At 53.2% G+C, this 14,738-nt stretch carries 14 protein-coding genes; all 14 read left to right on the top strand.

The window, feature by feature from the left end; genetic code table 11:
- The first annotated feature begins 122 nt into the window (after positions 1-122).
- The 14 genes from FDW95_RS21830 (at position 123) to wecG (ending at position 14,608) form a co-directional block, all read left to right on the top strand.
- Positions 123-251, top strand: coding sequence for a rho operon leader peptide (locus tag FDW95_RS21830; RefSeq protein ID WP_102191218.1), 129 nt, complete (start codon positions 123-125; stop codon positions 249-251).
- A 78-nt stretch (positions 252-329) separates the two neighbouring features.
- Positions 330-1,589 carry a transcription termination factor Rho gene (rho, locus tag FDW95_RS21835; RefSeq protein WP_096758948.1) on the top strand — a complete coding sequence of 420 codons (1,260 nt, stop codon included), beginning with the start codon at positions 330-332 and terminating at the stop codon, positions 1,587-1,589.
- 235 nt (positions 1,590-1,824) lie between these two features.
- Positions 1,825-2,928, top strand: coding sequence for a UDP-N-acetylglucosamine--undecaprenyl-phosphate N-acetylglucosaminephosphotransferase (gene wecA, locus FDW95_RS21840; protein WP_115259858.1), 1,104 nt, complete (start codon positions 1,825-1,827; stop codon positions 2,926-2,928).
- A gap of 11 nt (positions 2,929-2,939) precedes the next feature.
- Positions 2,940-3,986, top strand: coding sequence for an ECA polysaccharide chain length modulation protein (gene wzzE, locus FDW95_RS21845; protein ID WP_115259857.1), 1,047 nt, complete (start codon positions 2,940-2,942; stop codon positions 3,984-3,986).
- A gap of 55 nt (positions 3,987-4,041) precedes the next feature.
- A complete protein-coding gene (gene wecB / locus FDW95_RS21850) occupies positions 4,042-5,172 on the top strand; it encodes a UDP-N-acetylglucosamine 2-epimerase (non-hydrolyzing) (RefSeq protein ID WP_096758945.1) in 1,131 nt (376 codons plus the stop codon).
- A complete protein-coding gene (wecC, locus tag FDW95_RS21855; RefSeq protein ID WP_115259856.1) occupies positions 5,169-6,431 on the top strand; it encodes a UDP-N-acetyl-D-mannosamine dehydrogenase in 1,263 nt (420 codons plus the stop codon). Before wecB ends, wecC begins: the two co-directional genes overlap by 4 nt.
- A complete protein-coding gene (rffG, locus tag FDW95_RS21860; protein WP_115259855.1) occupies positions 6,431-7,498 on the top strand; it encodes a dTDP-glucose 4,6-dehydratase in 1,068 nt (355 codons plus the stop codon). Before wecC ends, rffG begins: the two co-directional genes overlap by 1 nt.
- 18 nt (positions 7,499-7,516) lie before the next feature.
- Positions 7,517-8,398: a glucose-1-phosphate thymidylyltransferase RfbA gene (gene rfbA, locus FDW95_RS21865; RefSeq protein WP_115259854.1), complete on the top strand. Its 882-nt coding sequence runs from the start codon at positions 7,517-7,519 to the stop codon at positions 8,396-8,398.
- A complete protein-coding gene (gene rffC, locus FDW95_RS21870) occupies positions 8,376-9,053 on the top strand; it encodes a dTDP-4-amino-4,6-dideoxy-D-galactose acyltransferase (RefSeq protein ID WP_115259853.1) in 678 nt (225 codons plus the stop codon). The genes rfbA and rffC overlap by 23 nt, the downstream gene beginning before the upstream one ends.
- A 4-nt stretch (positions 9,054-9,057) precedes the next feature.
- Positions 9,058-10,188, top strand: coding sequence for a dTDP-4-amino-4,6-dideoxygalactose transaminase (gene rffA, locus FDW95_RS21875; RefSeq protein ID WP_096758940.1), 1,131 nt, complete (start codon positions 9,058-9,060; stop codon positions 10,186-10,188).
- A 1-nt stretch (position 10,189) separates the two neighbouring features.
- Complete coding sequence (gene wzxE, locus FDW95_RS21880) at positions 10,190-11,440, top strand: lipid III flippase WzxE (protein ID WP_096758939.1); 1,251 nt, start codon at positions 10,190-10,192, stop codon at positions 11,438-11,440.
- On the top strand, positions 11,437-12,516 hold the full coding sequence (locus tag FDW95_RS21885) for a TDP-N-acetylfucosamine:lipid II N-acetylfucosaminyltransferase (protein WP_115259852.1): 1,080 nt from the start codon (positions 11,437-11,439) through the stop codon (positions 12,514-12,516). The genes wzxE and FDW95_RS21885 overlap by 4 nt, the downstream gene beginning before the upstream one ends.
- Positions 12,513-13,865 (top strand): ECA oligosaccharide polymerase, encoded by a 1,353-nt coding sequence (gene wzyE, locus FDW95_RS21890; protein ID WP_096758937.1) that lies wholly within the window; start codon positions 12,513-12,515, stop codon positions 13,863-13,865. The genes FDW95_RS21885 and wzyE overlap by 4 nt, the downstream gene beginning before the upstream one ends.
- Positions 13,866-13,867: 2 nt before the next feature.
- Complete coding sequence (gene wecG, locus FDW95_RS21895; RefSeq protein WP_115259851.1) at positions 13,868-14,608, top strand: lipopolysaccharide N-acetylmannosaminouronosyltransferase; 741 nt, start codon at positions 13,868-13,870, stop codon at positions 14,606-14,608.
- The last annotated feature ends 130 nt before the right edge of the window (positions 14,609-14,738 follow it).

A 14,738-nucleotide genomic window follows, 5' to 3' on the forward strand; every position in this document is an offset into this window, starting at 1 on the left:
TCAAGTTCGGGCGACCTGATTCCAAAATGCTTCGGATGACTGGACGCCCGACTTGAGTCGTGCTAAGTTAGTGTTGACTTCGTATTAAACATACCTTATTAAGTTTGAATCTTGTTTATCCAATGCTTCCCGTTGTTTCTCGCGCGAGAAGTGGACAGATTCCTGGCTTGTCGCTCAATCCGTCTTGTCGTTTCAGTTCTGCGTACTTTCCTGTGACCAGACAGCGAACAGACATGAGTCGATGGCCGTAAACAGGCATGGATGACCCTGCCATACCATTCACAACATTAAGTTCGAGATTTACCCCAAGTTTAAGAACTCACACCATTATGAATCTTACCGAATTAAAGAATACGCCGGTTTCTGAGCTGATCACTCTCGGCGAAAATATGGGCCTGGAAAACCTGGCTCGTATGCGCAAGCAGGACATTATTTTTGCCATCCTGAAGCAGCACGCAAAGAGTGGCGAAGATATCTTTGGTGACGGTGTGCTGGAGATATTGCAGGATGGATTTGGTTTCCTTCGTTCTGGAGACAGTTCCTACCTCGCAGGCCCAGACGACATCTACGTATCCCCTAGCCAAATCCGCCGTTTCAACCTCCGCACTGGTGACACCATTTCCGGTAAGATTCGTCCTCCTAAAGAGGGTGAGCGTTACTTTGCATTGTTGAAAGTTAACGAAGTTAACTACGACAAGCCGGAAAACGCGCGTAATAAGATTCTGTTCGAGAACTTAACCCCGCTGCACGCAAACTCACGTCTGCGTATGGAACGTGGTAACGGTTCTACAGAAGACTTAACGGCTCGTGTCCTGGATCTGGCGTCTCCGATCGGTCGCGGCCAACGTGGTCTGATTGTGGCACCACCGAAAGCCGGTAAAACCATGCTGCTGCAGAATATTGCACAGAGCATCGCGTACAACCACCCAGACTGCGTGTTGATGGTACTGCTGATCGACGAACGTCCGGAAGAAGTGACTGAGATGCAGCGTCTGGTTAAAGGTGAAGTGATTGCTTCCACCTTTGACGAACCCGCATCTCGCCACGTTCAGGTTGCGGAAATGGTTATCGAGAAAGCGAAACGTCTGGTTGAGCACAAGAAAGACGTTATCATCCTGCTTGATTCCATCACCCGTCTGGCGCGTGCCTACAACACTGTGGTACCGGCTTCCGGTAAAGTGTTGACTGGTGGTGTTGATGCCAACGCCCTGCACCGTCCGAAGCGTTTCTTCGGTGCGGCACGTAACGTGGAAGAGGGCGGCAGCCTGACCATCATCGCGACTGCGCTGGTCGATACCGGCTCTAAAATGGATGAAGTTATCTATGAAGAGTTTAAAGGTACCGGCAACATGGAACTGCACCTCTCGCGTAAGATTGCTGAAAAACGCGTCTTCCCGGCTATCGACTACAACCGTTCCGGTACCCGTAAAGAAGAGCTGCTCACCACTCAGGAAGAGCTGCAGAAAATGTGGATCCTGCGCAAAATCATTCATCCGATGGGTGAAATCGACGCGATGGAATTCCTCATTAACAAGCTGGCGATGACCAAGACCAACGACGACTTCTTCGATATGATGAAGCGCTCTTAAGTCGGGCATCCTCTGAAAACGCCACGTTTTACGTGGCGTTTTGCTTTTATGCCTGTAACCTAAGCGACACATAAGCAATAGTGATGTCACTCACCTTTATTTTGCGCTCGATACGTCATTCGTGTTGTGTGGTTAATAATTATACAAAACAGGCATTTCGGAACGGAGTTTCCCTTCTGAATAAAGGTCTTCGTGGTTATACTTCTGCTAATAATTTTCTCTGAGAGCACGCATTGTGAATTTACTGACAGCAAGTACTGATCTCATCAGTATTTTTCTATTCACGACACTGTTCCTTTTTTTTGCGCGTAAGGTCGCAAAAAAGATTGGTTTAGTGGATAAGCCCAACTATCGTAAACGCCACCAGGGGTTGATACCGTTGGTTGGGGGGATCTCGGTTTACGCCGGTATTTGCTTTACGTTTATCATCGCCGATTATTATATCCCACATGCTTCTCTCTACCTCGCCTGTGCCGGTGTGCTGGTTTTTATCGGCGCGCTGGACGATCGTTATGATATCAGCGTAAAAATTCGCGCCACAATTCAGGCGGCCATCGGCGTCATTATGATGGTGGTTGGTAAACTCTATCTCAGCAGTCTGGGCTACATCTTTGGTCCTTGGGAGATGGTCCTCGGTCCGTTCGGCTATTTCCTGACGCTCTTCGCCGTCTGGGCGGCGATTAACGCCTTCAATATGGTTGATGGTATTGATGGCCTGCTTGGCGGGCTGTCCAGCGTATCCTTTGCCGCAATGGGCCTGATCCTCTGGTTTGATGGACAAACTAGCCTGGCAATCTGGTGCTTCGCGATGATTGCCGCCATTCTGCCGTATATTCTGCTCAACCTCGGCGTGTTAGGTCGTCGCTACAAAGTGTTTATGGGCGATGCGGGCAGTACGCTAATTGGCTTCACCGTTATCTGGATCCTGCTGGAAACCACACAGGGTAAAACCCATCCTATTAGCCCGGTCACTGCGCTGTGGATTATCGCCATTCCTCTGATGGATATGGTAGCCATCATGTACCGTCGTTTGCGTAAGGGGATGAGTCCTTTTTCTGCGGATCGCCAGCATATTCATCATTTGATCATGCGTGCTGGGTTTACTTCCCGACAAGCGTTTGTCCTGATTACGCTGGCTGCTGCGATTCTGGCCGCCATTGGCGTGCTGGCAGAATATTCTCATTTTGTCCCTGAATGGGTCATGCTGGTGCTGTTTTTGCTAGCATTCTTCTTCTACGGTTATTGCATCAAGCGTGCCTGGAAGGTGGCAAGATTTATCAAACGTATGAAACGCAGGCTACGAAGAAACCGCGAAAACAAACCAAACTTAACCAAGTAAATGAGGATGCGATGACACAGCCATTACCGGGAGAGCGTGCCGTGAACACTGAAAATGAACTGGACATCCGTGGGTTGTTTCGGACCTTATGGGCAGGGAAGGTGTGGATTGTCGGTATGGCCCTCGTCTTTGCGCTTGTTGCTCTCGCCTATACGTTTTTTGCGCGTCAGGAGTGGAGTGCGACCGCCATTTCTGACCGACCTACGGTGAATATGTTGGGGGGCTATTACTCTCAGCAGCAGTTTTTACGTAACCTGGATATTAAGGCTAGCCTGGCTCCGGCGGATCAACCGTCGGTGATGGACGAAGCGTATAAAGAATTTGTCATGCAGGTTGCCTCGTGGGATACGCGCCGTGAGTTTTGGCAGCAGACCGATTACTTTAAGCAACGGATGGTCGGCAACAGTAAAGCCGATGCGGCATTGTTGGATGAGCTGATTAATAACATTCAGTTTATGCCTGGTGATGCACAGCGCAACACTAATGACAGCGTGAAGCTGATTGCGGAAACGGCGCCAGATGCTAACAACCTGCTGCGCCAGTATGTGGCATTTGCCAGCCAGCGTGCAGCACGCCATCTGAACGATGAGTTAAAAGGCGCGTGGGCTGCGCGCACGGTACAGATGAAAGCGCAGGTTAAACGCCAGGAAGAGGTGGCGAAATCACTCTTTTCTCGTCGCGCTCACAACATTGAACAAGCGCTCAAAATAGCCGAGCAACATAATATTTCTCGCACTTCAACCGATGTACCTGCGGATGAATTACCGGACTCTGAGCTATTTTTGCTCGGACGTCCTATGCTGCAGGCGCGACTCGAAAACTTGCAGGCCGTTGGTCCAGAGTTCGATCTGGATTATTTCCAAAACAGAGCCATGCTCAATACGCTGAACGTCGGTCCTACTCTGGACCCACGTTTTCAGACCTATCGTTATTTGCGGACGCCGGAAGAACCGGTAAAACGTGATAGCCCGCGCCGTGCCTTCCTGATGATTATGTGGGGCATTGTCGGGGCCTTGATCGGTGCCGGTGTCGCGTTAACCCGTCGCCGCCCGATTTAGCAATACCGTTGCAGTGAGGGGCTGGGCCCTCGCTGCCAATCCGAAGAGAATCGATGTGAAAGTACTGACTGTATTTGGCACGCGACCGGAGGCCATCAAGATGGCACCTCTGGTTCATGCGCTGGCAAAAGATCCTGATTTTGAGGCGAAAGTTTGCGTCACAGCGCAGCATCGGGAGATGCTTGATCAGGTGTTGAACCTCTTTTCCATTGTGCCTGACTACGATCTCAATATTATGCAGCCCGGTCAGGGACTCACCGAAATTACCTGCCGAATCCTTGAAGGGTTAAAGCCGATTCTGGCTGAGTTTAAACCGGATGTCGTACTGGTACATGGTGATACGACAACGACCATTGCCACCAGTCTGGCCGCGTTTTATCAGCGTATTCCTGTCGGACATGTTGAGGCCGGGTTGCGAACCGGCGATCTCTATTCTCCGTGGCCGGAAGAGGCAAACCGCACGCTGACCGGGCGTCTGGCGATGTATCATTTTGCACCTACGGAGAACTCGCGGCAGAACTTGTTACGCGAAAACATTGCCGATAACCGCATTTTTGTCACTGGTAATACGGTGATTGATGCGTTGATCTGGGTTCGCGATCGCGTACTGGCGAGCGATGAACTGCGGGCCGAACTGGCCGAGCATTATCCTTTCCTGAGCGCGGATAAAAAGATGATCCTGGTGACCGGTCATCGTCGGGAAAGCTTTGGTCGCGGTTTTGAGCAAATCTGCCATGCGCTGGCAGAAATTGCAGCGGCGAATCAGGATGTGCAGATTGTCTACCCGGTGCACCTGAACCCTAACGTCAGCGAACCGGTTAATCGCATCCTGGGTCACGTTGACAATGTGATTTTGATCGAGCCGCAGGAGTACCTGCCGTTTGTCTGGCTGATGAACCACGCCTGGCTGATCCTGACCGATTCTGGCGGTATTCAGGAAGAAGCCCCATCACTGGGTAAGCCAGTGCTGGTGATGCGCGAAACGACGGAGCGCCCGGAGGCCATTACTGCAGGCACGGTGCGGCTGGTGGGGACAGATCCGCAGCGTATTGTGGAAGAAGTCACGCGTTTACTGCATGACGAAGATGAATATCAGACCATGAGCCGAGCCCATAATCCGTATGGCGATGGGCAAGCGTGTGGTCGCATTTTAGACGCGTTAAAAAACAATCGGATATCGCTATGAGTTTTACGACCATTTCTGTCATTGGGCTGGGTTATATCGGGCTGCCAACCGCAGCTGCTTTTGCTTCCCGTCAAAAACACGTGATTGGCGTAGATGTTAATCAGCATGCGGTGGACACCATTAACCGTGGTGAGATCCATATCGTTGAACCTGACCTCGGTGCGGTGGTGAAAACAGCTGTAGAAGAGGGGTATCTTCGGGCGACCACCAAACCCACGGAAGCGGATGTGTATTTAATCGCTGTGCCTACCCCGTTCAAAGGGGAGCATGAACCCGATATGGTGTACGTCGAAGCGGCGGCGAAGTCAGTGGCACCGGTGCTTAAAAAAGGTGCGCTGGTGATCCTCGAGTCAACGTCACCCGTCGGGGCGACCGAGCAGATGGCCGCATGGCTTGCCGAAATTCGGCCTGATCTGACGTTCCCGCAACAGGCTGGGGAACAGGCAGACGTCAATATTGCCTATTGTCCAGAGCGCGTGCTGCCGGGCCAGGTGATGGTCGAGCTGATTAAAAACGATCGCGTGGTTGGCGGGATGACGCCCGTCTGTTCCGCGCGCGCCAGCGAGCTGTACAACATATTCCTTGAAGGTGAATGTGTGGTGACTAACGCCCGCACGGCGGAAATGTGTAAACTTACTGAAAATAGCTTCCGCGACGTGAATATCGCCTTTGCCAATGAATTGTCGCTGATTTGCGCCGAACAGGAGATTAACGTCTGGGAACTGATTCGCCTGGCGAACCGACACCCGCGCGTCAATATCCTGCAACCTGGCCCCGGCGTTGGCGGTCACTGTATTGCAGTCGATCCATGGTTTATTGTGGCGCAGAACCCCCAGCAGGCGAAATTGATCCGCACCGCCCGTGAAGTCAATGATGGCAAACCTCACTGGGTTGTTGATCGGGTAAAAGCCGCCGTAGCGGATTGTCTGACGAAGACGAACAAACGCGCCAGCGAGGTGAAAATTGCCTGTTTTGGCCTGGCATTTAAACCGAATATTGACGATTTACGTGAAAGCCCGGCGATGGGTATCGCGCTGAGTATCACCCAGTGGCACGGCGGTGAAACGCTGGTGGTGGAACCGAATGTTCATCAACTGCCAAAAAAACTGGATGGCCTGTGTACGTTGGCGAAACTGGACGACGCACTGGCAAGCGCTGATGTGCTGGTGATGCTGGTCGACCATAATGAATTTAAAGCGATTAAAGGCGATGCGGTACACCAGCAGTACGTGGTTGATACCAAAGGAGTCTGGCGATAATGAAACGAATTCTGGTCACCGGTGGCGCCGGATTTATCGGCTCCGCGGTTGTACGGCATATCATTAACGAGACGCAGGATGCTGTGGTGGTGGTCGATAAACTGACCTATGCCGGCAACCTGATGTCGCTAACGCCAGTCGCACAGAATGACCGTTTTGCCTTTGAGAAAGTTGATATCTGCGATCGGGCTGCGCTTGACGCTGTCTTTCAACAGTATCAGCCAGACTGCGTCATGCACCTGGCGGCGGAAAGCCACGTTGATCGTTCCATTGATGGTCCGGCTGCATTTATCGAAACCAATATTGTGGGTACCTACACCCTGCTGGAAGCGGCGCGCGCTTACTGGAACGTATTAACCGATGAGAAAAAATCGGCGTTTCGTTTCCATCATATTTCGACCGATGAAGTGTATGGCGATCTCCATTCTACGGATGATTTTTTCACTGAAACCACGCCGTATGCACCAAGCAGTCCTTATTCCGCATCGAAAGCCAGTAGCGACCATCTGGTCCGTGCCTGGATACGTACGTACGGTTTACCTACGCTGATTACCAACTGCTCCAACAACTACGGCCCGTACCACTTCCCGGAAAAGCTGATCCCACTGACGATTCTTAACGCGTTGGCGGGCAAACCGCTGCCGGTATACGGCAACGGGCAGCAGATTCGCGACTGGCTGTACGTGGAGGATCATGCCCGCGCGTTGTATTGCGTAGCGACCACCGGGGCCGTGGGGGAAACATATAACATCGGCGGGCACAACGAGCGTAAGAATCTGGACGTAGTCGAGACGATTTGCTGTCTGCTGGAAGAACTGGCCCCCAACAAGCCACAGGGCCTTGCGCAGTACCGCTCACTGATCACCTTTGTTGACGATCGTCCTGGCCACGATCAACGTTACGCCATTGATGCGTCGAAGATTGCACGTGAACTTGGCTGGATGCCGCAGGAAACGTTTGAGAGCGGCACGCGCAAAACCGTGCAATGGTATCTGGCGAATGAGGCGTGGTGGAAGCCCGTGCAGGATGGCAGCTACCAAGGTGAACGTTTAGGTCTGAAGGGTTAATTTCCGGAGGAGGTACGCATGAAAGGTATCATTTTGGCGGGAGGGTCGGGTTCTCGCCTGTACCCCATTACGCGTGGCGTAAAGAAACAGCTATTACCGATTTACGACAAGCCGATGATTTACTACCCGCTATCGGTGCTGATGTTGGCGGGGATCCGTGAAATCCTGATTATCACCACGCCGGAAGATAAAGGCTATTTCCAGCGTTTGCTGGGCGATGGCTCTGAGTTTGGCATCGAGTTACACTATGCCGAGCAGCCCAGCCCGGACGGACTGGCGCAGGCGTTTATCATCGGGGAAACGTTCCTTAACGGTGAGCCTTCCTGTCTGGTTTTAGGTGACAACATCTTCTTTGGGCAGGGATTTAGTCCAAAACTGCGCCACGTTGCTGCCCGAACGGAAGGGGCGACGGTATTTGGCTATCAGGTTATGGATCCTGAGCGTTTCGGCGTTGTGGAATTTGACGACAATTTCCGCGCCGTCTCGCTGGAAGAGAAGCCGAAAGAACCGAAATCTAACTGGGCGGTGACGGGACTCTATTTCTACGACAGTAAGGTGGTGGAGTACGCAAAACGCGTGAAGCCTTCCGAGCGTGGAGAGCTGGAGATTACCTCCATCAACCAGATGTATCTTGACGCGGGTAACCTGACGGTGGAACTGCTCGGCCGTGGCTTTGCCTGGCTGGATACCGGTACGCATGACAGCCTGATTGAAGCGAGTATGTTCGTACAAACGGTTGAGAAACGTCAGGGCTTTAAAATTGCCTGCCTGGAAGAAATCGCCTGGCGCAACGGCTGGCTGGATGATGAAGGCGTGAAGCGTGCCGCCAGTTCTCTGGCTAAAACCGGTTATGGTCAATATCTGCTGGAGCTACTCCGTGCTCGTCCGCGCCAGTATTGAGCCGCTGAATTGGGAGAATACGTTCTTTGGCGTGAAGAGCGCCATTGTGCGTGTTGACCCGCATGCGCCGGTTCTGACTGCGGATTCGTTGCAGCCCTGGGAGCGGGTACAGGCGAAAATTCCTGCGGCGAACGCCCAGGAGTTAGATGCATTGCAGCAGCTGGGTTTCTCGCTGGTCGAAGGGGAAGTGGATTTAGCGCTGTCGGTCACGGGCGTTTATGACAATCCTAGCGCGCAGGTCGCACAAACTGCAGATATCCCGGCGTTACGCCAGCTGGCGGGGCAGGCGTTCGCGCAAAGCCGTTTTCGTGCGCCGTGGTATGCGCCCGATGCCAGCGCGCGTTTCTACGCGCAGTGGATTGAAAATGCCGTACTGGGCACGTTCGACCATCAGTGTCTCGTTTTTCGCACACAGGCTGGCGATATTCGTGGCTATGTCTCACTGCGTGAACTGAATGAGACCGATGCGCGTATTGGCCTACTGGCTGGTCGCAGTGCGGGCGCAGAACTGATGCAGGCTGCGCTGTGCTGGGCGCAGGCTCGCGGTAAAACAACATTGCGCGTGGCGACCCAGATGGGCAATATCGCCGCGCTTAAACGTTACATACAGAGCGGTGCCAATGTAGAAAGCACCGCGTACTGGTTATACAGGTGACAACATGATCCCATTTAACGCACCGCCGGTGGTGGGCACCGAGCTTGAATACATGCAGTCTGCGATGAGCAGCGGAAAACTGTGCGGTGACGGCGGCTTTACCCGTCGTTGCCAGCAGTGGCTGGAGCAACATTTTGGCAGCGCGAAAGTGCTGCTGACACCCTCCTGTACCGCCTCGCTTGAGATGGCGGCATTGCTGCTGGATATCCAGGCTGGTGATGAAGTGATCATGCCGAGCTACACCTTTGTCTCCACCGCCAACGCCTTCGTGCTGCGTGGGGCCAAAGTCGTCTTTGTCGATATCCGCCCGGATACCATGAACATTGACGAGACGCTGATTGAAGCGGCGATCACCGACAAAACCCGCGCTATCGTACCGGTGCATTACGCGGGCGTTGCCTGCGAAATGGACACCATTATGGCACTGGCGGCTAAGTACAACCTGTTCGTGGTGGAAGATGCAGCTCAGGGCGTGATGTCGACCTACAAAGGCCGCGCGCTGGGAACGATTGGTCATATTGGCTGCTTTAGCTTCCACGAAACCAAAAATTACACCGCGGGTGGCGAAGGTGGAGCCACGCTGATTAATGATAAAAAATTAATCGAACGTGCTGAGATCATCCGCGAAAAAGGGACCAACCGTAGCCAGTTCTTCCGTGGCCAAGTGGATAAATACACCTGGCGAGATATTGGTTCCAGCTATTTGATGTCCGATCTGCAGGCCGCCTATCTGTGGGCACAACTGGAAGCGGCGGATCGTATCAACCAGCAGCGTCTGGCGCTGTGGCAGAATTATTATGATGCGCTGGAACCGCTGGCACGCGCCGGGCGTATTGAACTGCCTTCCATCCCGCAGGATTGCGTGCAAAATGCCCATATGTTTTATATCAAGCTGCGCGATATCGACGATCGCAGTGCGCTGATCAACTTCCTGAAAGAAGCCGAAATCATGGCGGTATTCCATTATATCCCGCTGCACGATTGCCCGGCTGGCGATAAATTTGGTGAGTTTGCCGGAGTTGATCGTTACACCACTCAGGAGAGCGAACGTCTGCTGCGCCTGCCGCTGTTTTACAATCTGTCGCCGGTCAACCAGCGCACAGTGATTACGACCTTACTGAACTACTTCGCCTGATATGTCGCTTGCTAAAGCGTCCCTGTGGACGGCAGCCAGTACGCTGGTAAAAATTGGTGCGGGCCTGCTGGTGGTGAAACTGCTGGCGGTTTCATTTGGCCCGGCCGGTGTGGGGCAGGCGGGTAACTTCCGCCAGATGGTTACTGTGCTCGGTGTACTGGCGGGGGCCGGAATATTCAACGGCGTCACGAAGTACGTCGCACAGCATCATGACGATCCGGCGCAGTTACGCCGTGTGGTCGGTACCTCTTCGGCGATGGTGCTGGGATTCTCCACGCTGATGGCCGCCCTTTTTCTGCTGGCAGCAGCGCCGATCAGCCAGGGTTTATTTGGTCATACGCATTATCAAGGGTTAGTGCGGCTGGTTGCACTGGTACAGATGGGCATAGCCTGGGCGAACCTGCTGCTGGCGCTGATGAAAGGTTTTCGCGATGCTGCCGGCAATGCGCTATCGCTGATTGTCGGTAGCCTGGTGGGCGTGGTGGCCTATTATGGTTGCTATCGTCTCGGGGGTTACGAAGGTGCGTTGTTAGGGCTGGCGCTGGTGCCTGCGCTGGTAGTGATCCCCGCTGCTGCGATGTTGATTAAGCGTGGAACTATCCCACTGCGCTACCTGAAACCCTGCTGGGATAACGGTCTGGCCGGGCAGTTAAGCAAGTTCACGCTGATGGCGTTGATCACCTCCGTGACGCTGCCGGTGGCGTACGTAATGATGCGAAACCTGCTGGCAGCCCATTACAGCTGGGATGACGTGGGGATCTGGCAGGGGGTGAGCAGTATTTCCGATGCGTATCTGCAATTTATCACCGCCTCATTCAGCGTTTACTTGCTGCCGACGCTGTCGCGCTTAACTGAAAAGCATGACATTTCGCGCGAGGTCGTAAAGTCGCTGAAGTTTGTGCTACCGGCGGTTGCTGCCGCGAGTTTCACCGTCTGGCTGCTGCGTGATTTTGCTATCTGGCTGCTGTTTTCGGCTAAATTTACCGCGATGCGCGATCTATTTGCCTGGCAGCTGGTGGGCGATGTCCTGAAAGTAGGGGCTTACGTTTTTGGCTATTTGGTGATCGCGAAAGCGTCGCTACGGTTTTATATTTTGGCTGAAATTAGCCAGTTCACGTTATTGACGGCATTTGCCCACTGGCTGATCCCTGCGCATGGCGCTCTGGGAGCAGCCCAGGCATATATGGCAACCTATGTGGTCTATTTTTCTCTCTGTTGCGGCGTATTTTTACTCTGGCGTAGGCGGGCATGACAGTACTGATTCACGTTCTGGGATCGGATATCCCTCACCATAACCAAACCGTATTGCGGTTTTTCAACGACTCGCTGGCTGCGACGAGCGAGCACGCGCGCGTGTTTATGGTTGCCGGGCAGGATGCGGGATTCAGCGAAAGTTGCCCGGCGTTATCGCTGAGTTTCTATAGCGGGAAAAAGGCGCTGGCAGAGGCGGTTATTAAGAAAGCGAAAGCGGATCGTCAACAGCGTTTCTTCTTTCACGGTCAGTTCAATACCAGCTTATGGCTGGCACTGCTGAGTGGGGGAATTAAACCCGAGCAGTTTTACTGGCACATCTGGGGCGCCGATCTGTATGAAGTCTCCAGTGGACTGAAATTCCGCCTGTTTTATCCGCTTCGTCGGCTGGCGCAAAACCGCGTGGGCTGCGTGTTTGCCACGCGGGGTGATTTGCGCTATTTCGCTGGGCTGCATCCGCGCGTGCGCGGTGAGCTGCTGTATTTCCCGACGCGCATGGATCCATCGCTCAATACGATGAGCGACGGGCGTGAACGCAGCGGGAAAATGACCATTCTGGTGGGAAACTCCGGCGACCGCAGCAATGAACATATTGCCGCGCTGCGCGCCGTGCATCAGCAGTTTGGCGATACGGTGAACGTGATTGTGCCCATGGGTTACCCTGCCAATAATGCGGCGTATATCGATGACGTTCGTCAGGCTGGGCTGGCATTATTTCGTGCAGAAAACCTGCACATTCTCAGCGAAAAGCTGGAATTTGAGGCTTATCTGGCGTTACTGCGTCAGTGCGATTTGGGCTACTTTATTTTTGCTCGTCAGCAGGGGATCGGCACCTTGTGTCTGTTGATCCAGGCCGGTATTCCGTGTGTGCTTAACCGCGAAAACCCCTTCTGGCAGGATATGGCAGAGCAAAACTTGCCGGTATTGTTTACCACCGATGAACTCAATGAAGGTATTGTGCGCGAAGCGCAGCGTCAGCTGGCCTCGGTCGATAAGAGCGCCATTACCTTCTTTAGCCCGAATTACCTACAGCCGTGGCATAACGCGCTGAAAATTGCTTCCGGAGAAACGGTATGAGCCTGATGCAATTCAGCGGTCTGCTGGTGGTGTGGCTGCTCTCCACACTGTTTATCGCCACGTTGACCTGGTTTGAGTTCCGACGGGTACGCTTTAACTTCAATGTGTTCTTCTCATTGCTGTTTTTATTGACGTTTTTCTTTGGCTTTCCGCTGACCAGCGTGCTGGTATTCCGCTTCGACGTGGCGGTGGCCCCGCCGGAAATTCTGCTGCAGGCGCTGCTGTCAGCCGCCTGTTTCTATGCTGTCTATTACGTGACCTATAAAACCCGTTTACGCAGGCGAACGGCGGAAAGACCGCGTAAGCCACTGTTTACTATCAACCGCGTTGAGGCTCATCTGACGTGGATAATATTGATGGCGATTGCGCTAGTGAGCGTGGGCATATTCTTTATGCACAACGGCTTCCTGCTGTTCAGACTGCAGTCCTACAGCCAGATCTTCTCCAGTGAAGTTTCCGGTGTGGCGTTGAAGCGCTTCTTCTACTTCTTCATCCCAGCGATGCTGGTGGTGTACTTCCTGCGTCAGGACAGCAAAGCGTGGCTGTTTTTTCTGGTAAGCACCGTCGCGTTTGGCTTGCTGACCTATATGATTGTGGGCGGCACGCGCGCCAATATCATCATCGCCTTTGCCATCTTCCTGTTTATCGGCATTATTCGCGGCTGGATTTCGCTGTGGATGCTGGCGGCCGCTGGCGTGCTGGGCATTGTGGGGATGTTCTGGCTGGCGCTGAAGCGCTACGGCATGAACGTCAGCGGAGACGAAGCGTTCTATACTTTCCTGTATCTGACGCGCGACACCTTCTCGCCGTGGGAAAACCTGGCATTGTTGCTGCAGAATTACCACAATATTGAGTTCCAGGGTCTGGCGCCGATCGTGCGTGACTTCTATGTGTTTATCCCCAGTTGGCTGTGGCCTGGGCGACCGAGCATCGTACTCAATTCGGCGAACTACTTTACCTGGGAAGTGTTGAACAACCACTCGGGGTTGGCTATCTCGCCAACATTAATTGGCTCGCTGGTGGTGATGGGCGGGGCGTTGTTTATCCCGTTAGGCGCGATTGTGGTTGGGCTTATCATCAAATGGTTCGACTGGCTGTACGAGTTAGGTAACCGGGAAACAAACCGCTACAAGTCGGCTATTTTGCACAGTTTCTGTTTCGGTGCCATTTTCAATATGATCGTGTTAGCACGTGAAGGACTGGATTCGTTTGTCTCGCGAGTGGTCTTTTTCCTCGTGATTTTTGGTGTCTGTTTGCTGGTGGCAAAACTGTTGTTCTGGCTGTTTGACAGTGCCGGACTGATTCATAAACGCATAAAATCGCTGCCCCGGACACAGGTTGAAGGATAGTAATGACTGATAACACCACTGCGCCGTTGTATTCACTGCGCGGATTACAACTGATTGGCTGGCGCGATATGCAGCATGCGCTGAATTACCTGTTTGCAGAAGGGCATCTTAGGCAGGGGACACTGGTGGCGATCAATGCTGAGAAGATGCTGACAGCGGAAGATAACCCTGAGGTACGCGCGCTGATCGATGCCGCTGAGTTCAAATACGCCGATGGGATCAGCGTCGTGCGTTCCGTGCGAAAAAAATTTCCACAGGCCCAGGTTTCACGTGTGGCCGGTGCCGATCTGTGGGAGGCCTTAATGGCACGAGCAGGCCGGGAAGGAACGCCGGTCTTCCTGATTGGCGGCAAGCCGGAGGTGCTGGCGCAGACGGAAGCAAAACTGCGTACACAATGGAACGTGAACATTGTGGGCAGCCAGGACGGCTATTTTACGCCGCAGCGGCGTCAGGCGCTGTTCGAGCGGATTCACGCCAGCGGTGCGCAGATTGTTACCGTAGCGATGGGGTCACCGAAACAAGAAATCTTTATGCGTGATTGCCGCCAGGTTCATCCCGATGCGCTGTATATGGGCGTGGGTGGCACCTACGACGTCTTTACTGGCCATGTAAAGCGTGCGCCTAAAGTCTGGCAAAACCTCGGGCTGGAGTGGCTATACCGCTTGCTGTCGCAGCCGAGCCGTATCACGCGTCAACTTCGCTTATTACGTTATCTGCGCTGGCACTATACCGGCAATCTCTGATCTCCTCCCTTCTTTGGTATGTAGCGCATTCTGCTGAGTGCGCTACTTATTCACAACATAATCGCTGCTTTCTCAAACAATCTATTCATTTTTTGAATGCTTTAATTGCCATTTAAGTGATTTTAGGAAA

Origin of the sequence: Citrobacter sp. wls718 (genome assembly GCF_005280945.1) — a bacterium.
Lineage (GTDB): Bacteria > Pseudomonadota > Gammaproteobacteria > Enterobacterales > Enterobacteriaceae > Citrobacter > Citrobacter gillenii.

Bases quoted from the DNA above. Each gene is read 5' to 3' on its own strand.
- rffG (WP_115259855.1), top strand. From the start codon at position 6,431: ATGAAACGAATTCTGGTCACCGGTGGCGCCGGATTTATCGGCTCCGCG.
- wecC (WP_115259856.1), top strand. From the start codon at position 5,169: ATGAGTTTTACGACCATTTCTGTCATTGGGCTGGGTTATATCGGGCTG.
- wzyE (WP_096758937.1), top strand. From the start codon at position 12,513: ATGAGCCTGATGCAATTCAGCGGTCTGCTGGTGGTGTGGCTGCTCTCC.
- rffA (WP_096758940.1), top strand. From the start codon at position 9,058: ATGATCCCATTTAACGCACCGCCGGTGGTGGGCACCGAGCTTGAATAC.
- rfbA (WP_115259854.1), top strand. From the start codon at position 7,517: ATGAAAGGTATCATTTTGGCGGGAGGGTCGGGTTCTCGCCTGTACCCC.
- FDW95_RS21885 (WP_115259852.1), top strand. From the start codon at position 11,437: ATGACAGTACTGATTCACGTTCTGGGATCGGATATCCCTCACCATAAC.
- FDW95_RS21830 (WP_102191218.1), top strand. From the start codon at position 123: ATGCTTCCCGTTGTTTCTCGCGCGAGAAGTGGACAGATTCCTGGCTTG.
- wecG (WP_115259851.1), top strand. From the start codon at position 13,868: ATGACTGATAACACCACTGCGCCGTTGTATTCACTGCGCGGATTACAA.
- wzxE (WP_096758939.1), top strand. From the start codon at position 10,190: ATGTCGCTTGCTAAAGCGTCCCTGTGGACGGCAGCCAGTACGCTGGTA.
- rho (WP_096758948.1), top strand. From the start codon at position 330: ATGAATCTTACCGAATTAAAGAATACGCCGGTTTCTGAGCTGATCACT.
- wzzE (WP_115259857.1), top strand. From the start codon at position 2,940: ATGACACAGCCATTACCGGGAGAGCGTGCCGTGAACACTGAAAATGAA.